This window comes from Paenibacillus nuruki (assembly GCF_001721045.1).
GTDB lineage: Bacteria > Bacillota > Bacilli > Paenibacillales > Paenibacillaceae > Saccharibacillus > Saccharibacillus nuruki.
In genome coordinates this window covers 17,042-39,008 of record NZ_MDER01000046.1, presented here as the reverse complement: position 1 = coordinate 39,008, position 21,967 = coordinate 17,042, and the positions used below count along the sequence as shown (strand labels likewise).

Genomic DNA, 21,967 nt, shown 5'->3' with positions numbered 1-21,967 from the left:
AGCAACATTTTTCCAAAAGAAAAAGAATCCTTTAGCAAATTGCCTAAAGGATTCTTTTTTGTACATATACTATATTATTTGAACATTGCCTATCATCTGCACCATCTTAGATTAATTTAGCTAATTTGAGTAGACGTTGCATAACGGTTGCTGTCTCTGCTCTACTCATTTGACCTGTTGGGTTCAGTAATTTGCCATTCCCTTGAACTACACCCGATGACAACACTGCTTGAGTGGCTGTCTGTGCCCAAGTGGCTACTTTGTTTTGATCTGAATAGCTGCTTAATGTAGCGCTACCTGCTGTTTGTTGCAGTTTGACAATAGCGATCGCCCGGTTCAAGATCACAAATGCTTCTTGACGAGAAATCGTTTGAGTTGGACGGAATGTACCATCTTCATATCCATCGATTAAGTTGTACTTATTAGCGACAGTTACAGCACCCATATACCAATCAGATGTCGATACATCTGTGAATTTGGAAGAGGTTCCTGTATCCGATAAACCTAGAGCACGCACTAGAATAGCTGCAAATTCTGCTCTTGTTACATTGCTATTCGGATTAAAATGAGTAGCATCCACTCCATTGACAATAAGGCGTGAAGCCATATCATTTACCGCTGATTTCGACCAATGATTAGCTACATCTGATAATTCTTCTGGATTCCAGATGAGACCGTAATTACTATTGGTCAAGCTGTTAACGACTGCATAATAAGCTTCGCCTTGCTTAGCGATCGCAGTAGGCACATGATGAATATTTTGCTGTGCATCGACAACAACAGCTGTTGTAATACGACTAGGATCATATGTTGCTGGAATTGGTAATTCGCGTTTGACATAAGTGGTAAATTCATTCACCGCTGACGTCTGATTATTGTAAGTAGCTGTAACATTGAAGTCTACTGGAGCTACCGCTACTATAAATCCATCACGAGCAGCACGATTATTCAGTGCATTAATCACTGCATCTGTACTACGAGTAATGGTGACATTGACTTCTAGCTGTGCTGAATTCGCATTGTTACCAAGTTCCCCTGCTAATTGTTGAATACGCAATTTAGTAGAAGGTAATGTGTAATTACCTAGTACAGTCTCAATACGTAAAGTTGCTTGTGCACCTGCAAGAATCTGTACTGCTTCCCCAGTTAATACAGTATTGATCTTGTCGGCACTCGCTTTGACAGGAATAATAACTTGTGGAGCATTGCCTTCATTCGCTAACAAGTTGCCTAATTTATCGGTATCTACTGTGGCTGTAAAAACAGATTGACCATTTTGTTGATTTAATACCCCTGTAGCGATTTGTTCAATTTGTCGTCCATTGACGATAATTTCAAAACCACTTGATGTAGATGGCGTTGTAGGTTCTGTTGTACCTGGGTTTGTGCCCGGCGTACTAGAATCATCTGGATTACTCGATCCGCCACCGCCTGAGCCAGAGTCCGATTTCTTATCACGTTTGATCGTGATCGTATACGATTGTGTAGCACCATTTTGAGCAGTAACGATAATCGTAACTACATTCTCTCCTACAGACAAAGCAATTGGATCCGATGTTCCTGCATCTGCAAGTACTTTACCATTAACGGTTATCGTTGCATCTGAATCATATACCGATGCTGTAACCGTAATATTGTTTGTAGCGTTACTTACACTCATATTATAATTATTGATTTCTGGATTAAATGCTGGACTGAATACAAGTCCATTAACGGTTAATCCTTTGAGATTGCTTCCACTTGAAGCAGATTTAGCTTTGATAATCAGATCAAATGTTTTGGTATCTGTAACACTTCCACGTTGGACTTGAGCAGTTAAGCGAACGTTCTGGTCACCTTCACTATAGGTACTGCGTGTGACTGTACCTGTAGAACTTACTCGTTGTGGATTGCTTGATTCCCATGTAATAACGGTATTATTACTTCCTGTTAGAGCAAGTCCTACATTTTGGGTGACTGCATTGGCAGTATCGCCATTTGCATATTGTACTTGCAAAGCATTCATATCTTCAGCTACTGCCTGTACATCTGTAATTGGAAGAGATCTGACTACTACGGTAAATGTTTTAATCGACAGTGCTGCATTTTTCTGAATCAATGCATTTAGAGTGACGGTCACATCAGGATTAGGATAAGATGGACGCGTGACTGTTCCGTTATTTTGTATCACGCTTGGATTATTTGTGGTCCAATTAATAGTAGTAGCGTTAATTCCTGTGGTAGGTAACGTAAGATTCTGAGTCACCGAACTCTCACTATCTCCTGTTGCATAGCCAATCACTAATGTATTATATGCTTCACTTACAGCATCAGCATCACTAATATTGTTACGGGTAACTGTAATCGTATACGTTTGTGTGGTTCCATCTGTCATCGTAATCACAACTGGAATCGTGTTACTTCCTACAGCCAAAGGAACAGTCGTTGCTGTAGCACTAGTAGCATTTATCCCTGCTACTGTTAATTGTTGAGGTGTAGTGATGGTTGTTGGTGTGACTTGGATGGTGGAAGATGAATAATTAACTGTAGCTGTATATGATGTTGTAGCCGTATCAAACACAGGATTCAATGTCCCAGCGCTAATCGTTAAATTACTTAGATTAGGATTTTGAAGACGTTTCACTTGAAGAGTATACGTTTTGATCGAATTATCTGATGCTGTCACTTCAATAACAATACTATTATTTCCTGTAGCAAGACCGACTATTGTTGCAGTACCACTTGTAACCAAATTACTATCGATTCTCACTACAGCATTAGGATCATCTGTCGTCGGCGTAACACTAATATTACTGGTTGCATCATTGACTGAAGCTGTATAAGACGTAACTGTCGCATCAAATGCTGGAGACAATGTACCTGCACTGATCAATAAGTTAGCTAAATTAGCATTATTCGTTGCAGCAGCCCGTGTTACTGTAGCAGTGTATGTTTTGGTCGTTGTTCCATCTTGCGCAGTGACTATAGTGGTAATGGTATTGTCTCCTACATTTAATGCAATACTTTGTGAAGCATTTCCACTACTTACCGCAACTCCATTTACAGTCACACTTGCTGCACTATCCGCTACCGTTGGTGTGACAGTCAGACTACTTATATTATAACCAACAGAAGCTGTATAACTGGTTGTTCCTGAGGCAAATGTTGGAGACAATATACCCTGACTCAATACCAAATTAGTTAGATTAGCATTAATGCTTACTGCTCTAGTGACAGTAATTGTGTACGTTTTAGGCGAACCATTTTGCGCGGTTACAGTAATTGTAATGGTATTACTTCCTACATTTAATGGAATACTTTGTGAAGCATTTCCACTGGTTACGGCATTTCCATTCACCGTCACACTTGCTGTATTAACTGCTGTAGTCGGTGTGACTGTAATACTTGTTGTTGCATTACTCACACTAGCCGTGTAACTGGGTGTTGCTGAGTTATATGTGGGAGATAAGGTTCCCGAACTTATGGATAATCCGCCTAAATTATTATTACTACTTGCTGCTCTAGTGACAGTAATTGTATACGATTTGGTTGTTGATCCCTCTTGTGCGGTTACTACCGTTGTAATCGTATTACTACCTACATTCAATGCAATCGCTCCTGAAGCATTTCCACTACTTACTGCGACTCCATTCACGGTTACACTTGCTGTAGCATCTGCTAATGTGGGCGTTATGGTAAGACTTGTTGTTGCATTGTTCACACTAGCGGTGTAATTGGTTGTTCCTGAAGCAAAAGCAGGAGACAGTGTTCCCGAACTTATGGATAGTGTACTTAAATCGGCATTTGTACTTGGAGGTGCTGCGCGAGTCACAGTCACTGTATATGTCTGAGTTGTTGTTCCATCTTCTGCAGTGACTACCGTTGTAATCGTATTACTGCCTACCGCAAGAGCAATACTTCCTGAAGCATTTCCACTTGTCACTGTTGCTCCGTTAACCGTAACAGTTGCATTGGTGTTAGATACTGTTGGAGTAACCGTTAGACTGGTGACATTATTAGCTACGCTAGCCGTGTAACTTGTTGTTCCTGAGGCAAACGATGGGGATAACATTCCCTGACTAATTGCTAGGCTACTTAAATTGGCATTGGTGCTTGGGGCTGCCGCACGAGTCACAGTCACTGTATATGTCTGAGTTGTTGATCCATCTTGCGCTGTAACTATAGTTGTAATCATATTACTGCCTACTGCAAGAGCAATACTTCCTGAAGCATTTCCACTGGTTACCGTAACTCCATTTACTGTAACTGTTGCATTACTATTGGCTACTGTTGGGGTAACCGTTAGACTCGTAACGTTATTAGTTACGTTAGCTGTATAACTTGTTGTTCCTGAGGCAAAGGTTGGAGATAATATTCCTTGATTGATCGAAAGAGCATTAAGTGTAGCATCATTCGACACGGATATCGCTTGTGTTCTGATTGCTCCGGCATCACCTACAGCTGTAAATTGATTGCTACTTGATGCTACTCCATACAAAACGGGAGTTGCATTCGGTGTTTCTGAAGTCCATGATGTACCATCAGTTGAAGCCCAAATAACTCCGTTCGTAAAATTTGCGTCTAAGGCTCCAACAATTACGTATTTACCACCACTATAAGTAATATCGTATAAAATACTTCCAGATGCTCCAGAAATAGTCTGAGTATCATTCCAACTTGTACCGTTCGTAGATGTTACTATTTTCCCATTTGATGTTGCGTAAAAAGAACCGTTTAAAAATCTGACCGAATATACAGAGCTACTTTCTGCAATAGGTCCTCTATTGGTCCAATTTGCACCATCTGGTGAACTATAAGCTATTCCATTCGCACCTACGGCTACAAAGATGTTATTCCCATAAGCAACTCCTAAAAAATCATCTGAAGCAGGTTTTGTATTTGTCCATGTGATAGCATCTGAGGAATAATAAATATTTCCAAGGTTACCCACAATTACATACTTCGAGTTTCCATAACTAATCCCACTTAGATTAATAACTTCATTCACATTAGAAACGGTTCGTGCTGTCCATGTTACAGCATCATTAGATGTAAAGGCACTGAAATTATCACCAATAACTACCCATTGTCCTCCTGCATAAATAACATTATTGAGAGAATGAGTACCAAGATTACTTTTAGCCCATGTAGCTCCATCAGTAGATGTAAGTACTAACCCCTTTATATTGTTAGTATCTGATCCATCTACGCCTACAGCTACCCACATTCCATTTCCATAGGCAACTTTATAAATAGGTTGATTCGTATTAGATGTCACTGGTGTCCATGTGGTAGCCGCAGAAGCTACGTTGTTACCTGACCATCCTGTAGAGGTCAAAACTAGAATTAAGGCTAACATCATACAAAAAAATCTTTTATACCTGTTAAAATAAATAGATTTTATCAATGTTTTACCCCCTTCTATCTGCAAATCGTAAGCGTTACCATCATCAATAACAGAAGCACAAATAATCTTACATATACCATAGTTTATTTTTGGCAAAAAAAATAGATTTTTTTATGAAAAATAAATATATTCTGTGTTTAGTGGAATATTTTCGGAATTTTAATTAGAATGAGGATATCTTGAAGAAGGGAGCGATTCAAGTATGCCTTTAAAAGCCGCAACAGAGCAAGATGCGAGCTTTTTATTCAAATTATTTGAAGCACAGAAAACAGCAGAATTAGAATTGTATCACGTCGATATTCATTTTAAAAATAGTATTATCTCTATGCAGTGGAATTCTAAAAATCAAAGCTATCTTCATAGCTTTCCTAATCTTCAAACATTTGTTATTTTACACGAAGAACAAGCTGTAGGTTCTTGTATGATCGATTACACACCTCAAGAAATACACATTATCGATATTCTGATCTCCTCAACTTTCCGCAATCTTAATATTGGCACACTCCTTTTCAAGCAATTACAACTAGAAGCACAACAACAAAAGATTCCTCTTCGTTTACAAGTAGCTGTAGATAATCCAGCAAAACGATTGTATGACCGCTTAGGATTTAACATTTATCAATCAGATCCAGTCTATTTATCGATGGAATGGATACCGTCCTCTTTTCAATCAACTATATCTCACTAATCTAAATGCTAGGAGTGAAGACGATGAGTGAAGCTTTTGTAGGCGAAATAAGAATGTTTGCTGGCAATTATGCTCCTGAAAATTGGGCTTTTTGCGATGGACAATTACTTACTATCAGTGACTATGACACTTTATTTTCATTATTAGGAACTACTTATGGTGGAGATGGACAGACTAATTTTGCTGTACCTGATTTACGTGGTCGTCTGCCTATTCATATTGGGAAAAATACAGGTACAACTTATACTTTGGGACAGAAATCAGGTTCAGAAACAAATACGTTACAAACGAGTGAATTACCCCCACATACTCATCCCGTCAAAGCCACATCCGATACAGCTACTGTCAATACGCCTGCAAATAATACATGGGCTTCAACCGCAACTAACCTTTATTCTAATGTCACCACAACAGATGTAACGCCAATGGATTCTACAGCAGTTTCTATGAACGGCGGTGGTCAATCACATAGTAATATGATGCCTTCTCTCACGATTTCATTCATTATCAGCTTAATTGGAATCTATCCATCAAGACCCTAATTTATTATTTGGAGGAGGATTATACTATGGAACCGTTTTTAGGCGAACTTCGGATATTTCCTTATGGTTTTGTTCCAAAAGGATGGCTAGCATGTAATGGACAATTACTACCTGTCAATCAAAATTCTGCTCTCTTTTCATTATTAGGAGTCGTTTACGGCGGAGATGGAAGAACGACATTTGCTCTACCTAATTTACAAGGACAAGTTCCACTTGGAACAGGAGTTAATTCATCTGGAACCACATATGCATTAGGTCAAAAAGCTGGCGAAGCCAATCATCCACTTACTGTTACTGAGATGCCTCAACATAATCATAATATAAAAGCATCTTCTGCAACTGCTTCTTCCAAAACACCAACAAGTAATGCTTGGTCAACACCAGCGCCGAATACTTATAAGCCTTCTACAGGTGCAACAGCCGTAACATTAGCGCATAATGCTCTTGCTAATGCTGGGACAGGGACAGGTCATAACAATATGCAACCTTATTTGGCACTGACCATCTGTATTGCCACTACCGGACTTTATCCACCTCGTCCTTAATAGATATAGAACGTTTCACATCTATAGGTGTAATACAAGCAATCATCATATTATTAATGGAGGTATCTCTTATGGCTGATCCATTTGTAGGCGAAATTCGAATGTTTGCTGGAAATTTTGCACCCCAAGACTGGTTTTTTTGCCAAGGACAAGAATTAAATGGAGCGAATTATAATCAACTTTATAGTGTTATCGGAACTATTTATGGTGCAGGAACAAGCCCAAATACATTTAAATTACCTAATTTGCAAGGTAATGTTCCTATGCATCAAGGTACAGGTGCTAACCCATCCTTGACTCCTCGTCCTATTGGAAGCACAGCAGGTACAGAAACAGTGACATTATCAGCAGTAGAAATGCCTCTTCATAATCATATTCCACAAGCCAAAGCTATTCCGGGCAATACTACTTCTCCAAATAATGCCCTTTGGTCACAATCTCCAAAAGTAGGACCTTCTCAATCACAAATCAATCTATATGCTGTACCTAATTCTACAGTTCCTATGGATCTACTCATGGTACAAAATACAGGTGGCGGTCAACCCCATAATAATATGCAACCTTATTTAGCTTTAAGCTTTATTATTTGTTATAGTGGAGAATATCCTATTAGATCTTAAGATTTAACCACTAGAAAGGAATTGGTACACCATGTCTATTCGTTCCACAGAAGCGATTCCTGTCTATTTAGACACTTTGCAATTGAACGCTTTACAGTTCCAACATGAACAGGTCAGCCATTCGATTCAAGAAAAGAGTCGTCATCTTCTTACTTTTGATTTTGTCATTACTGGCAATCAAGAGTATCATGATGTGACTTCTCATTTATACGGGCAGACATTTGATGTTAAAGTGCCTTCTCACGATCTTCATTTCAAAGGAACGATTCACAACTATTCAACTTCTGTACCGAAGCTGACTACAGAGGAAGATACCGTCAATGTTCATTTAGAGCTTATGGAGATTCAAGAATAATCTCTAGATTATAGTCTTCCTATCAAAAAGCCTTTATAAGAACTGAAGCGCTTGTAGACTTCAGTGAACTTATAAAGGTTTTTTTGCGTGGATTTTTAATTTTTTTGAAAATATCATTAAAATGTGAAACTTTTTACCTTTAGGTTACGTATTATATAGTATACCTAATCAAATTGATTCAATTTTGGCTAAAAATCATTATTCTCATGGAAAACTGTGAACCTTTTTCTCTATTATGTCTGTTTTTCGTCTAAATGCGACAATTGACATAGACTTCTCATGGTGTCGTTCATTGGTTATTCATATTATAATGGTATAGTTACGAAAGATAAGAGCGTATAGGAAAATAATTGAATTGAGAAGCTATTCATTATTTATAACTGACAATAACTTACTTTCAGCAAAAATACACATGTATTTCGGAGAGGATCTAACTATTATGAAAAAACTTACTTATTCTTTATCTGCTGCTTTATTGGCTCTTACGATTATGCCTTGGCAAACATCAACAGCTAGTGCTGAAGAAGCTGTTGCTACGGTAACTCCTTTTACAAGTGAAATTACAGTTCAAACAGAAGCTAACTTTACTAATGCAGCAACAGTGGATACGTTTATCAAACAAGCGGTTCGTAACCATGTGTCTGTTATTAATATGACCGTCAAACAAGACAGCGATGTGAATGGATCATCTGGTTATGTTTTCTATAACAGTGAATTGGTGAAAGAAGCTACTGGATTCACAGAATTCGATGCATTGGCTGATGTGATTGATGAAGCTCATCAATATGGAATCAAAGTGAACGCTGTTGTTCCACAATTCCAAGATAAAGCGGCTATTGATAAAAACTCATCTTGGCAAATGCGTACAATCAATGATAAAGGAAGAGTTTCAGCTTACACAGGTATGAACGGAAGTACCTACTATGTAAATCCTTTTGAACCTGATGTACAAACGTACGAACGTTCTATTATTAAAGAAGTCGTAACTAATTATAATGTAGATGGCGTTGTATTAAGCGGTCTTGATTTTGATACCGATCGTGTAGATATGAATACTTCTACTCGTAATGCATTCCAATCTGCTAATGGATTCGATCCAGACACGATTGATTTTACGAAAAGCAACAGTAACAAATTAAACACTTGGAACACTTGGAAAGCAGAGCAATTAGCAGCTTATGTAAAAACAGTGAATGAAGATATCGCAACAATCAAACCTGATCTAGCACTTGGTGTATTCACGGTATCTCCTACTTTAACAGGTACAAGCCAAGATATTTCATTATTTAAAGATAGTGTAGACTTTATTCTTCCTATCGCTGATTTTCAAACTTTAGGTTATTCTGCGGATTGGGTATACAGTAACAATGGTATCCTTAAAGCAACAGAAGCTAAATTAGCAACAACAGTGCCAAATGCTAAAACAACTACTGAAGAAAAACCAGCGGTAACCATCATCCCTTCATTAAATATTGAATTAAATACAGCTGATGTACAAAATATCTACAACGGTATGCGTACCAATGCTCCAACGATTACATCTGTAAACTATGCAGTTAAAGGTCAATGGACTGACGCGATGTTCAATAATGTTGGTGTTCGTAATTCATTCTAAAATCAATCATTTGAGAACGTAAATCATCTCAGTTACATTTCAACTCCCTTCCTTCTACGGATAGGGAGTTTTTTCTATATTTTTTTAATATCTATCTTTGAGAAATGAAATCTTTGACTGTGTTATCATAAGTACTGTACTATTTGTATGACTAAATATAAATATGGAAAATACATACAGACTGAAGAAGATAAGTACAATGAATCTGGAGGAACTATTATGAAAACAGTCATCAAAAAACGTGTCGTTATTGGACTTATCTGTGTTGTTGCCGGTATTATTGGTCTGGCTTCTAATAATTTAGGATTAGGTGGCAAACCCGGTTCTCTTGTACACAAACAAATATGGGAATTATCTGGTGGGCAATTGAAAGCATTAAGTATCTATTCCGCTTATGATGTACAGGTGGATTTTGTGCCAAGTACAGATGGTAAAGATACTGTTCAATTTGAAGGTAAGCTAGATCAAGGTATCTCCAAGCAACTACAACAGACAACGATTCAAAACGATACCCTACAACTGTCGTTAAAAGAAACAAGTAATGGATTTAATTTATTCCATTGGGATGTGACACCTGCTATTCAACATATAACAGTTGCTTTAACAGATCCAGCTCAATTGCAACAATTTAATATGGATGTATCATCTGCTCATACAACACTCAAAAATGTAACAGCTACCAACATACAACTCCAAACCAGTTCGGGCGATGTAAAAGCTTATGATTTGAAAGGCAAAACGCAATTAGCTACTTCTTCAGGTGATATTCGCTTAGAACACTGGCAAGGTTCTACGCTCGATCTAGCTTCAGGTTCAGGCGATATTTATGCGCAACGCTTAGATGGAGATGTTCATACAAACGCAAGTTCCGGTGAAACCGAAATTCAGCAATTAGGCGGAGAAGGTCATATCGAATCGCAATCTGGTGATATCTTAATCACTCTTCAAAAAGGAGCACGTAATCTAGAAGCTTCTGCTCAATCCGGCGATATTGAAATCCACACTAATCATCAATTTGAAGGTTCATATGAAGCCCATACGAACTCAGGCGATGTGGAAGTTCCACCTAATGGTACAAATAGTCCTTATATGATCAAAGCCAATACGTCTTCTGGTGATATTGAGATTGAATAAGTATCCTCTGGATTATAAAGGTGAATAGATTATTATCTGTATCTATCTACAATTAAGTTTCTCGATCTGCTACCACCAGAATATCCATATTGCGTGCATAACGTAATACTTTTTTCAATAATGAATCTCTGCCCCATCTTTTCCAAGGTGGGGTACTTGTCTGTCCAAGAATCATCTGAGTTGCATGGTACGATTGAGCTTCTTCTACAATAGACTGGGCTAAACGTTGACGTAGTGGTTGATAGCGAATCTCAAATTCTCCGCCTAGACGTACTGTTAAATGATGCAACTTATCTGCTTTGTCCGCTATTACACCTGCCAGTGAGAACTCGCTACCCAGATGAATATACGAAACGATTAATTTGGCTTTGAGTCGATACGCAATGCGGAATCCGCGCCGAATCAGACGCTCTGCTTCATGATCTAATTTAACACCTACAAAAATAATTTCTTCTCGTTGCCAAGGGCCACGCAATGAATCTTTACGCTCCCACGATTCTAAACGCTCATCGACATCATCAGCGACTTCACGTAATGCTAATTCACGTAAAGCAATCAGATTACCCATTTTGAAAAAGTTACTGAGTGCCTGTTCGACTTTGGACGCAGCATAAATTTTGCCTTCTTGTAATCGTTGACGTAACGTCTGTGGCGTAACATCAATCAATTCTACCTCATCTGCCAAATGCAAAATGGAATCCGGTACTGTTTCTCGTACACGAACTCCTGTAATTTGTTCAACAGCATCATTTAAGCTTTCCAAATGCTGAATATTGACTGTAGATATCACTGAAATGCCTGCTGCTAATAACTCTGTGATATCTTCATATCGCTTACTATTACGGCTACCCGGTACATTGGTATGAGCTAATTCATCGACCAAAACGACTTCTGGGTTACGTTCAATAATCTTTTGTACATCTAATTCTTCTAAATGATGATCACCATACTTGATCACTTGCTTTGGTAATAATGTCAATGAAGCCGCTTGATCTGCTGTTTCTTGTCGTCCATGAGTTTCTAATAAACCAATCACGACATCTATACCTTGGCGATGCAGTTCGTTGCCTTCACGTAGCATTGTATATGTTTTGCCGACTCCGGGTGCGGCTCCTACATATACTTTGAATGTACCGCGCCGAATATGATCAATTTGACGAGCAATTTCTTCTGAAGGTAAACGACGATAGACATCTTCTTTTTTAGGAACATTCACTTTAGCCGTTTTGGCAGGTAAAATGCGTTCTCCTTCTTGCTCTGCACGATCTGCCATCAAAAAAATATCAATATCACGAGTCATTAACAATACACCATTAATCACAGAACGATTGATCCATTCTTGCCAGCGATTTTGGCGTGAATGTCCTAATACAATTCGTGTTACTTGGTGTTCTTTGGCATAACGTACTACTTGTCTTGGTAATCTGCGCTTAGAGATCATTGCCACTTCTTCAAATACGCCACCCACTTGAGTCGATAACTCACGGATCGAACGCTTGAATGTTTCTTCTTCACGATTGAGCTTACGTGCTTTATTTTGAAAAGAAACAACTAACAAATCTCCACTTAACCGCCGGGCAATCTGTTGTCCACGCCGGATATAAATAGAACCATTCCAGTGGTACTGCACAGACACCATAATACGTTCTGCTGTTCCTGTAGGTCCGGTTAGCCCTTGTTCGGCACGATGCTTCTCCAGTGTACCGCCTACTCCCTCTGCCACAGTACGCAGTGCTAATTCACGTAACACAGCCAGATTCCCACGTTCAAAAAAAGCACGGTCACTACTATTATCTAACAGACCAGCAGAATAACGTTGCAACACCACTTCTGGCGTGACATCAATTAATCGAACTTCATCGGCTTGGTGTAATGTATCCGCAGGAACCGTACATTCCACTTCTCGGCCGATATACTGCTGAGCCAATTGAGCCGAACCTTCCAGTTCATATACATTAACTGTTACCATCACACTGATTCCATGTTCCAATAGATAACGAATATCTTCCCAACGTGTCCGATGCTTCGCTTCAGGTCGATTCATATGAGCCAGATGATCGACTAAAACGACCTCTGGATTGCGCATAATAATCTGTTCTAGATTCAAATCTTTTTGTTCCCACTGTTGCCCTTGCTTGTCTTCTTTCACCCAATGGATACTTGGAATGCGTTCTAGATCGCCTAATTGTTGCATCGTTTCCGGACGTTGTAAGGTAGATACGGCACAAATAACAACATCTATTCCTTCTTGACGGAGCATCTGACCATCCCGAAGCATATGGTACGTTTTACCGGAGCCACTTACGGCTCCGATATATACTTTCAAACGTCCCTGTTTTAATTTGGTGATCATTTGTAACAATTCTTCAGGTGTTTTGCGGCGAAAAGTATTCATGATGCAGACAGCTCTTTTTGCAAAGCTAGATTCAGTTTCAATACATTAACGGCTGGTTCACCGAATATACCTAATTGTCGGGATGATGTATTTTGCTGAACTAAAGCTTGTAACTGATCTGCTGAGACTCCTGTTAATGAACTAATTCTTGGAATCTGAGCTTTAGCGGATTCAGGGCTAATATCAGGATCCAATCCTGAACCTGAATTGGTGATCAAATCTACCGGTAAAGAAGATACGGGAACATCTGGATTTTGCTTTTGCCATGTACCTACAGATTCTTGCAGGCGTTTGAGCAATTCTGGATTAGATGGTGCAAAGTTTGGTGATCCTGATCCATTCGCATTGTAATCAATACTGGATATCCGTCCTTGAAAATATTGAGGTTCTGTAAATGATTGTCCGATCAGTTCGGAACCAACAACCTGATTGTTACTATTATAAATAAGACTTCCATCCGCCTGCTTGGACATCAATGCTTGCGCAACCCCTGTAACTGCTAGTTGATAGAACACACAACAGATCAGAAATAAAATGATACTTGTTCGTAAAGTCACCCATACCGTTTTCATACCTATTCTTTCCCTTCATTTCTTAGTAGTCATTTCAAAGTATCTGTATCGTTCGTTGAACTTATTTCTTATAAAAAAGTCTGCATAATCAAATCAATACATTTGATACCAACAAAAGGAACGACTACTCCCCCAAATCCATAGATAAATAGATTACGACGCAATAATTTAGTAGAACTCATTGGCTTATAAGCGACACCTTTCATCGCTAGTGGAATCAGAATCGGAATAATGATGGCATTAAAGATTAGCGCTGATAAAATAGCAGACATTGGTGAATGTAGGTTCATAATATTCAGCACTTGCATTTGCGGAATAGCCACCATAAACATCGCTGGAATAATTGCAAAATATTTAGCAATATCATTCGCAATACTGAATGTGGTTAAGCTACCACGAGTCATTAATAGCTGTTTACCAATAGCGACCACTTCGATAATTTTGGAAGGATCGGAATCCAGATCGATCATATTGGCTGCTTCTTTGGCAGCAACTGTACCACTATTCATCGCAATCCCTACATCGGCTTGTGCAAGTGCAGGTGCATCATTGGTACCATCACCTGTCATTGCAACTAATTTACCTTCTGCTTGTTCACGGCGAATAACGGCTATTTTGTCTTCCGGCGTACTTTCAGCGATATAATCATCCACTCCTGCTTCCCTTGCAATCGTTGCTGCGGTTAGTGGATTATCCCCTGTACACATAATCGTTTTGATACCCATACTACGCATTTGTTCAAAACGTTCTTTCATACCTGCTTTGACTGTATCTTTAAGATAAATCAATCCATAAATTTCTTGATCTACAGCCACTGCAAGAGGTGTTCCTCCAGCAGAAGCAATAGCATCATTATTGGCTTGTAAATTATCCGGAATAGTTCCTCCCTGAGACACAACCCATTTTCTGATTGCATCGACCGCACCTTTACGTACTTTGCGACCATCGGTAAGATCCAGACCGCTCATTCGTGTCTCTGCACGGAACTCGATAATCTCTGCGCCTTCGCTTAACGATTGCGGATATTCCCAATTTTGCTTTTTCATCAATTCTAGAACAGAACGACCTTCTGGTGTCTCGTCAAAAGCAGAACTTACGGCTGCCCATTCGCCGACTTCTTGTGGTGAATGTCCTTCTGTGGGTACAAATTCGCTAGCCATCCGATTACCATACGTAATCGTACCTGTTTTATCTAAAATAATCGTATTGATATCACCAGAAGCTTCTACTGCTTTCCCTGACATTGCTAATACATTAAAGCGTGTGACCCGATCCATCCCAGCAATCCCGATAGCAGATAACAATCCACCGATCGTTGTTGGTATTAAGCAGACTAACAACGCAATAAGTACAGGTACAGATAGAACAATATTTAAGTAGCTCGCCATAAAAGGCAATGTAACAACAACCATTAAAAAGATAATTGTTAAGCTTATCAACACTGTGTTTAGCGCAATTTCATTAGGTGTCTTCTGACGTTCAGCACCTTCGACCAGACTAATCATCCGATCCATAAACGATTCACCTGGATCGCTTGTAATACGAATAATGATCTCATCACTAATCACCATCGTACCACCAGTGACAGAACTAAAGTCTCCACCTGCTTCTTTGATCACGGGAGCTGATTCGCCTGTAATCGCTGATTCGTCCACAGATGCCAGTCCTTTAATGACTTCGCCATCACCAGGAATCATTTCGCCCTGTACCACTTTGACGATATCGCCTTTACGTAGTTGAGTGGAAGATACAGCGACAATCTGCTCGCCTTCGATCCGATTCGCAATAATTTCTTTTTGCGTATTTTTCATGGAATCGGCTTGAGCTTTACCTCGTCCTTCGGCTAACGCTTCTGCAAAGTTCGCAAATAGTATCGTGAACAAAAGAATAATAGCGACAGCAATATTAAATCCTGTTGAAACCGATTCGCCAAAAGCATTAGGGACAAAAATTAACAATAAACTAATAATCAAGCCTACTTCTACTACAAACATTACTGGATTACGTGCCATCAGTTTAGGATTTAATTTGATCACGGACTGCTGTAAAGCTTTGGAGATCAAGTCCCGGCTCATCATTGATGATTTACTTTTCATTACATTGTTCCTCCACTTAGCGTTTGGTAGTATACACGCACTATATATTGATAGAAAAAGATAAGATGTTGCTGTTACAATGTGAGCATTTCTGCAATAGGTCCAAGTACAACTACCGGGAAAAACGTAAGCGCACCGACTAAAATAACAGAAATAATAAACATACCGCCGAATAACGCTTGATCTGTTCGTAACGTTCCGCTTGTTTCTGGAACAGGTTTTTTCGCCATTAACGAGCCTGCAACAGCTAATAATGTTACCATTGAGAAGTAACGGCTGATAAACATTACAACACCTGTCATGATATTCCAGAATGGTGTGTTATCGCCCAACCCTTCAAATCCTGAACCGTTATTGGCTGCTGATGATGTAAATTCATAGAGCGCTTGAGTCAGTCCATGATAACCCGGATTCGAAATCGTATCTGCCTGCGTCATTAAAGCAATCGCTGTAGGCGCTAAGACCAGTAGAGGCTGAATAAGTAATGTGACGGCAATCAATTTCATTTCTTTGCCTTCAATTTTGCGACCGAGAAATTCAGGTGTGCGTCCAACCATAAGACCGGATAAGAACACCGCAATAATGGCATACATTAGAATATTCAACAGTCCTACACCTGAACCGCCAAATACTGTATTTAGCATCATATTTCCTAGTGCAATCAATCCACCGAGTGGTGTTAACGTATCATGCATGTTATTGACAGCACCAGTCTCTGAAGCGGTAGTAACTACAGAGTAGAACGAAGATTGAGCTTCGCCTAATCGTACTTCTTTACCTTCCATCGATCCTGCATTGTGCTGGATACCTAATTGATTAATCAATGGATTTCCTTGATATTCACTTGCTAGAGATACACTAAGCATCACGACAAACATCATAACCATCGAAACGAATAATACTCGGCCTTGCTTCGAGTTGCCGACCATTTTACCGTACGTAAATGGCAATGACATTGGAACCAGTAACATCATCAGCATTTGCAACATATTACTGAATCCACCTGGATTTTCAAAAGGATGTGCAGAGTTGGCTCCAAAGTAACCACCACCGTTATTCCCTAATTCTTTGATCGCTAGAAATGATCCAATTGGACCTACACCAATCTGTTGCTCTGTTCCTTGTAACGTCTGAGCTGTCACTACAGTATGCAACGTCTGCGGCATACCTAATCCAACAAACACAAGCGCCATAATAAAAGTAAGAGGTAACAAAATGCGTGTAATTGCCCGTACTAGATCCGTAAAGAAATTACCTAGTGGCTTACCGGTTATTCCTCTAATAAATGCAATCGCAACCGCAATCCCTGTTGCCGGTGATACAAACATCATAAAGATAATCGCTGTCATCTGTGAAAATAAAGATAAACCACTTTCACCACTATAATGCTGTAAATTGGTATTCGTCATAAAGCTAATCGCTGTATTGAACGCTAGATCAGGGCTCATATTCGTAATGCCTGCTGGGTTCAAAGGTAATACATGTTGAAGACGGAAGATCGCATAAGCGATAAGCAAGATGACTGTATTACTGATCAATACGGCTCCTGCATATTGCTTCCATGTCTGATTTTCACCTTTGATTCCACCGAACTTGTAAATCCATTTTTCAATAGGATGAAACCAACGATCTAATCGATTGGGTGTATTGTCAAAAGCATGTGCAATATAATGTCCGGTTGGACGAGCGATGATTAAAGCGATAATAAAAGTGACTGCAATTCCGATATATGAAAAGATACTCACGATGTTCTCCCCTGACCCATTAGAATTTTTCTGGATAAATTAATGCGTAACATAGATAAATGGTTAATCCACCAATAATAATCCACAGCAGCCAAGTCATCGCTCATTCCTTCTTTCTCCGATAGCTACAGATGCCCATTGCAGCAACCCGCTCAACCCTATAGTAATCAACAAAACCAATCCAATCATTAATATATCCATCATATGTGAAGAACTCCCTGCATTCATTTTGGTTACTATAATTTGCTAAAAAAGGCACAAAAAAAGAAGCCTGGAGAAAAGCAGAACTTTTCCCCAGACTTCTACAAACACGCACACTTATTGTGTACCTGCCGAGTTGCTGGTTAGGAGTTCTCCCTTATACGCTTACGGAGTTAGCTGTCGGATTCGGGCTGGAAGATTGCCCGTTCCGGTAGATACCGGAATTCACCCCATGTTGTGTAGATCCTGATCATTTCCTATCAGTCCTCTTCATCAACGATTGGTTCCCCCGCTTTTCATATGCATATGAAAATTAAGCGTTGTGACATTGTTAACATATCAAAAAACACAGAGTCGTATTACACTGTGTCAGATCGGCACAAGCTTCACACTTCTCTCCTATCCACGCTTACGAGGTTAGCTGTCGGATTCGGGCGGTGAGAGTCGCCCTACTGCATTGTCTGACTGTACCATGGTTAGTCAGTATGCAGATTCACCCCAACGATTCACATTCCGGCTCTCACACCGTTTTGTGAAATCGCAATTTGGTTCCCCCGTTTTTCGGTTAGCACCGAAAACTCAGCGATCAAAAACATTGGAAACTTCATTTATATCAGTTGCTGAATCGTATTCATCAACTGCCTGCAATGAATAATACGCCTGTCCTTGTCAACTGTAAAGCTGAGAAAAGACGCAAAAAAAGCTGTGAATCATCACAGCTTTCATTTTCAGATAACTATTGAAAAGTTATCTATCGCAGGCTCCTATTTTCTCTCTTTTTCATCGTTTCTCTACTTTTTCACTGTTGTTACATCGCATTTATCATTCATTTGCAAAAGATTCTGAAAACGGTTATGTCATTTTTTACGCAAGATGCTATCATTTTTTAAATTATGGTCAACCTGTGTAGATTTCATAAGCGAAATGATACAGTGTGCTAATGTCTGAATTTAATGGCTTACCGTTGCTGAAAAATTGGATTCTGACAATATCATAATAATGTCTGTATTTGGATGATTGGAAAGTATATTGTCCTACTCCTGGATTATCAATATTGACCGGCATTGTAAAGTTACCTGAAGCATCTGTCGTAGCTGTTCCGGGAATCACTTTGCCATTGAGAATTGTAGTGATATTAGTCGTTACAATAGCGTTCGCTACCGGATTGCCTGTAGCATCAAAAGCACGACCTGAGATCACGATATTGTTTTTGACACGCCACTTATTACCTTGTCCATAATTAATAAATCCATAGACACCACCATCTGTTGTAATATTACTAATCGCAACTCTGGATACATCTGCTGTCTGATAATTAACAGATAATTTGTATGGAGTCGTTAGATCAAATGTAGAAGGTGCTAAGACTTGAATATAATACGTTCCCGCAGGTAGTGTCACTTGACCGTTGGTATTCTGTGCCAGTGTTCCTTGACTCACCAGATTCGCATTAAATAACTGTAATTGATACGTTCCATAAGCAGATGTGTTGTCTAGACGAAGGTTCATTTTGGATTGAGCTGTCAAAGTGACTTTTGTCCAATCTTCATCAAAACGATTATCAATATTCTGTGTGCTGACAAAAGGTGCTGATCCTTTATCTTTGGCTAACCACGGATTATCATCAGGCTCGCTTGCATCATAACTATCTGAAGTGACAGCAAATACAGTAAATGGATTAGTGGTATCTGCTCCTTGATAAGAACTTACTCTAATAAAATAATATCCTGCTTTAGCAATATGACTAAGCTGTTCATATTGTGTTGGACCTTTGGTAGAAAAAGCGACCTGCTCGATCTCAGATGTCTCTTCATTCAAATAATACAGTGAAAGATCATAATCAACCGTAGCCGAATTGACTACACTTAAAAAAGAAGTCAGTTTCGCTGGATTAGTGACTTGAGTATAAAACCAGCGACTTTCTCCTTCAGCAGCAATGTACCCTTGATAGGCTTGTCCTGTCTGAATAAACAAAGCTTGATCCGGTGTGGTATTCGTTCCATACGTATCGTCAGCTACTGCACTGAATGAACGAGCAGACGACGGCAACGTGATGGATTGTGATAATTCACTTTTTGGGATAACCAAGAAATCTTTAGAGTTGTTCAATCCATTGTTTGGCGCAACATTTTGGACTAGAGGTGTAGTTACCCCCAAATCTTTATGTATTGCTGGAGTCTGTGCATGGGTGGTTATTCCTCCCCAACCTAAGCCTAATGTCACAAGTACTGCTGTTATACCTACTAATTTCGTTTTCAAAATATCACTCCTTTTTCAAATATATGTTATTTATTAGTAAATTATACCTAAAATAAAATTTGATAGTCAACTACATTTTTATCATTTTAGGTAAAAAATAAAAAAACTCTGTATCTTTTTAGCGATACAGAGTTTTTTGTGATTTATATTATATTCAAAATATAGCGTATTAACGTATATGACTATGCCAGATTTCTTCTTCTTCATCTGTCATTTCGCCTACAATTTTGTGGAATTTCACATATTGAGCGAATGTATCTTTTAACAACTGAAATTGAGCAAACGATCCGCTGAATTGTTCAAGTGAAACCGATTTGGAAACCGTCTCAATATTGCTAATCTGGCATCCACTGTTCAGTTCCAATTGCTTCAGATTAGGCAAATCGGCAATCGCTGAGATATCAGAGATACGTGTATCATGAATGGTCAGCATTTCCAATTGGTCACAAGCTTGTAGACAACTCATATCAGCAAAATAAGCATCTTCGATATGAAGCTTGCGCAAAGACAACGACTCACTAATATGTTGCCAGTCCTCCGCTGTCCATTCTCCAGGAGAGCATACTTTCAATTCCCGCAGTCCTGTGATCGAAGATAACGCTTGAACCGCTTGACGTGACGGTGATGAAAGAGCAAGGGTAGTCAACTGCTTCATCTGGGCTAAAGGCGTATAATCTTGAATACGCGTATCTGTACAATCTAGATTACATAGATGCGGTAATGTGGCTAAAGGGTCCAAGTCTTCAATCAATGTTCCTTCGAGATTCACAATTTGCAAATAAGGTAATCCTCGTAATGGAGTCAGATCCCGAATCGGATTACGGACAAGATATAACTTTTTGAGTTCACGGCAATTCGCAAGCGGACGGATATCTTGAATATCATTGACACTTAGAATCAATTCACGCACTTCATGACAACGTTCGAGTGGTGTGATATCCGTTAGTTGTTCACGAATCAAAAAGATTTGATGAGCACGAGCAAACTCTTCCACGGTATTGGATTTGTTGATAATTCGGTCTCGCCAGCTATCATCCAACTGCTCAAACCATTCTTTTAACGGTATTTCTGATTCATTAGCTAGTGTATGGGCTTTGGGTAGATCAGCAAGCGCATAGGCCTGAGCATCTTTCAACATACGTGATTGTTCATTACGGCCATACATCCAATATTTGAATCCATCATCTTCTTCAATCGTATAATTTCCGTGACGAACCGTATCACGCATAAAATGAATAAATTCACCGAGACTACGCGCAATCACATATTTCATTTCTTCATCACGTCCGAAATTAATTACCTGTCCAACGACTCCATGTTCAGCAGGAGACAAATCAATCCCTAGATGATTCCCCCCTCCATCATGACAAAAAGGAATCCAGTGACGATTGATATATTGCTCTTTGATCCAACCTGATGGAATCGAATAATGATCTCCCATCATCTGGTACTCCGGTTCAAGCTCTGACCATATTTTCCATTCGCTAACCATCTCTTCCAGACTCAAAAATTGCAAGCCAAAAAAGAACCCCGGTCCACTCCGAGACTCGCCATTGTGTATGTGATACAGTTCTTTCAGATCATCAGGGAAAGAGACACCAATTGTAGCTTCAGCTTGCTCTATTTCTTCATCTCCAGCAGAAGCTTTGAGCGCTTCTTCGAGACTATTCAATTCTGGTCGTAATATGGATTTAATTTCTTCAAGCCATGTTCCGATCATTGTTGTTTCCTCCTATTCGATGAGGCTTTCCTTGTGCTTATCATCATCGTCATTCATTAAAGTATACCGTTGCTGATGCTGCATACCTAATTTC

The 21,967-nt window shown here is 39.3% G+C and carries 15 protein-coding genes and 2 riboswitches; of the genes, 7 read left to right on the top strand and 8 right to left on the bottom strand.

Annotated elements, in window-relative coordinates; translation table 11 throughout:
• Window positions 1-106: 106 nt before the first annotated feature.
• Window positions 107-5,341, bottom strand: a complete 5,235-nt coding sequence (locus PTI45_RS13890) for a beta strand repeat-containing protein (RefSeq protein ID WP_069328201.1) — start codon at window positions 5,339-5,341, stop codon at window positions 107-109.
• Between the two features lie 247 nt (window positions 5,342-5,588).
• Here PTI45_RS13890 and PTI45_RS13885 point away from each other — a divergent pair, with 247 nt between their 5' ends.
• From PTI45_RS13885 to PTI45_RS13855, 7 genes are all read left to right on the top strand, one after another.
• A complete protein-coding gene (locus tag PTI45_RS13885; protein ID WP_069328200.1) occupies window positions 5,589-6,074 on the top strand; it encodes a GNAT family N-acetyltransferase in 486 nt (161 codons plus the stop codon).
• 23 nt (window positions 6,075-6,097) lie between these two features.
• Window positions 6,098-6,616 carry a phage tail protein gene (locus PTI45_RS13880; protein ID WP_069328199.1) on the top strand — a complete coding sequence of 173 codons (519 nt, stop codon included), beginning with the start codon at window positions 6,098-6,100 and terminating at the stop codon, window positions 6,614-6,616.
• 26 nt (window positions 6,617-6,642) lie between these two features.
• A complete protein-coding gene (locus tag PTI45_RS13875) occupies window positions 6,643-7,161 on the top strand; it encodes a phage tail protein (protein ID WP_069328198.1) in 519 nt (172 codons plus the stop codon).
• 71 nt (window positions 7,162-7,232) lie between these two features.
• Window positions 7,233-7,781, top strand: coding sequence for a phage tail protein (locus PTI45_RS13870; protein WP_069328197.1), 549 nt, complete (start codon window positions 7,233-7,235; stop codon window positions 7,779-7,781).
• Window positions 7,782-7,812: 31 nt separating this feature from the next.
• Window positions 7,813-8,136 carry a DUF3219 family protein gene (locus tag PTI45_RS13865; RefSeq protein WP_083243540.1) on the top strand — a complete coding sequence of 108 codons (324 nt, stop codon included), beginning with the start codon at window positions 7,813-7,815 and terminating at the stop codon, window positions 8,134-8,136.
• A 439-nt stretch (window positions 8,137-8,575) separates the two neighbouring features.
• On the top strand, window positions 8,576-9,751 hold the full coding sequence (locus PTI45_RS13860) for a family 10 glycosylhydrolase (RefSeq protein ID WP_069328196.1): 1,176 nt from the start codon (window positions 8,576-8,578) through the stop codon (window positions 9,749-9,751).
• Window positions 9,752-9,898: 147 nt separating this feature from the next.
• On the top strand, window positions 9,899-10,885 hold the full coding sequence (locus tag PTI45_RS13855) for a DUF4097 family beta strand repeat-containing protein (RefSeq protein WP_083243538.1): 987 nt from the start codon (window positions 9,899-9,901) through the stop codon (window positions 10,883-10,885).
• 52 nt (window positions 10,886-10,937) lie between these two features.
• Here the strand turns inward: PTI45_RS13855 and PTI45_RS13850 are convergent, their stop codons facing one another.
• From PTI45_RS13850 to PTI45_RS13825, 7 genes are all read right to left on the bottom strand, one after another.
• Window positions 10,938-13,280: a histidine kinase gene (locus PTI45_RS13850; RefSeq protein ID WP_069328194.1), complete on the bottom strand. Its 2,343-nt coding sequence runs from the start codon at window positions 13,278-13,280 to the stop codon at window positions 10,938-10,940.
• Complete coding sequence (kdpC, locus tag PTI45_RS13845) at window positions 13,277-13,852, bottom strand: potassium-transporting ATPase subunit KdpC (RefSeq protein WP_069328193.1); 576 nt, start codon at window positions 13,850-13,852, stop codon at window positions 13,277-13,279. The genes PTI45_RS13850 and kdpC overlap by 4 nt, the downstream gene beginning before the upstream one ends.
• A gap of 68 nt (window positions 13,853-13,920) precedes the next feature.
• Window positions 13,921-15,948 carry a potassium-transporting ATPase subunit KdpB gene (gene kdpB / locus PTI45_RS13840; RefSeq protein WP_069328192.1) on the bottom strand — a complete coding sequence of 676 codons (2,028 nt, stop codon included), beginning with the start codon at window positions 15,946-15,948 and terminating at the stop codon, window positions 13,921-13,923.
• A 74-nt stretch (window positions 15,949-16,022) separates the two neighbouring features.
• On the bottom strand, window positions 16,023-17,693 hold the full coding sequence (gene kdpA, locus PTI45_RS13835; protein ID WP_069328191.1) for a potassium-transporting ATPase subunit KdpA: 1,671 nt from the start codon (window positions 17,691-17,693) through the stop codon (window positions 16,023-16,025).
• Between the two features lie 19 nt (window positions 17,694-17,712).
• Window positions 17,713-17,793: a K(+)-transporting ATPase subunit F gene (gene kdpF, locus PTI45_RS24640; protein ID WP_083243537.1), complete on the bottom strand. Its 81-nt coding sequence runs from the start codon at window positions 17,791-17,793 to the stop codon at window positions 17,713-17,715.
• 248 nt (window positions 17,794-18,041) lie between these two features.
• Window positions 18,042-18,224, bottom strand: a riboswitch (cyclic di-AMP (ydaO/yuaA leader).
• A gap of 61 nt (window positions 18,225-18,285) precedes the next feature.
• Window positions 18,286-18,489, bottom strand: a riboswitch (cyclic di-AMP (ydaO/yuaA leader).
• A gap of 302 nt (window positions 18,490-18,791) precedes the next feature.
• Window positions 18,792-20,153 (bottom strand): carboxypeptidase-like regulatory domain-containing protein, encoded by a 1,362-nt coding sequence (locus PTI45_RS13830; RefSeq protein ID WP_069328190.1) that lies wholly within the window; start codon window positions 20,151-20,153, stop codon window positions 18,792-18,794.
• Between the two features lie 169 nt (window positions 20,154-20,322).
• The gene (locus tag PTI45_RS13825) at window positions 20,323-21,873 is read right to left on the bottom strand and encodes an SMI1/KNR4 family protein (protein ID WP_069328189.1); all 1,551 of its coding nucleotides are present in this window, start codon (window positions 21,871-21,873) and stop codon (window positions 20,323-20,325) included.
• Window positions 21,874-21,967 lie beyond the last annotated feature (94 nt).

Coding starts and splice junctions, on each gene's coding strand:
- PTI45_RS13870 (WP_069328197.1), top strand. CDS start 7,233: ATGGCTGATCCATTTGTAGGCGAAATTCGAATGTTTGCTGGAAATTTT.
- PTI45_RS13825 (WP_069328189.1), bottom strand. CDS start 21,873: ATGATCGGAACATGGCTTGAAGAAATTAAATCCATATTACGACCAGAA.
- PTI45_RS13860 (WP_069328196.1), top strand. CDS start 8,576: ATGAAAAAACTTACTTATTCTTTATCTGCTGCTTTATTGGCTCTTACG.
- PTI45_RS13865 (WP_083243540.1), top strand. CDS start 7,813: ATGTCTATTCGTTCCACAGAAGCGATTCCTGTCTATTTAGACACTTTG.
- PTI45_RS13885 (WP_069328200.1), top strand. CDS start 5,589: ATGCCTTTAAAAGCCGCAACAGAGCAAGATGCGAGCTTTTTATTCAAA.
- PTI45_RS13875 (WP_069328198.1), top strand. CDS start 6,643: ATGGAACCGTTTTTAGGCGAACTTCGGATATTTCCTTATGGTTTTGTT.
- PTI45_RS13890 (WP_069328201.1), bottom strand. CDS start 5,341: ATGATGTTAGCCTTAATTCTAGTTTTGACCTCTACAGGATGGTCAGGT.
- PTI45_RS13880 (WP_069328199.1), top strand. CDS start 6,098: ATGAGTGAAGCTTTTGTAGGCGAAATAAGAATGTTTGCTGGCAATTAT.
- kdpF (WP_083243537.1), bottom strand. CDS start 17,793: ATGACTTGGCTGCTGTGGATTATTATTGGTGGATTAACCATTTATCTA.
- PTI45_RS13850 (WP_069328194.1), bottom strand. CDS start 13,280: ATGAATACTTTTCGCCGCAAAACACCTGAAGAATTGTTACAAATGATC.
- PTI45_RS13855 (WP_083243538.1), top strand. CDS start 9,899: ATGACTAAATATAAATATGGAAAATACATACAGACTGAAGAAGATAAG.
- kdpB (WP_069328192.1), bottom strand. CDS start 15,948: ATGAAAAGTAAATCATCAATGATGAGCCGGGACTTGATCTCCAAAGCT.
- kdpC (WP_069328193.1), bottom strand. CDS start 13,852: ATGAAAACGGTATGGGTGACTTTACGAACAAGTATCATTTTATTTCTG.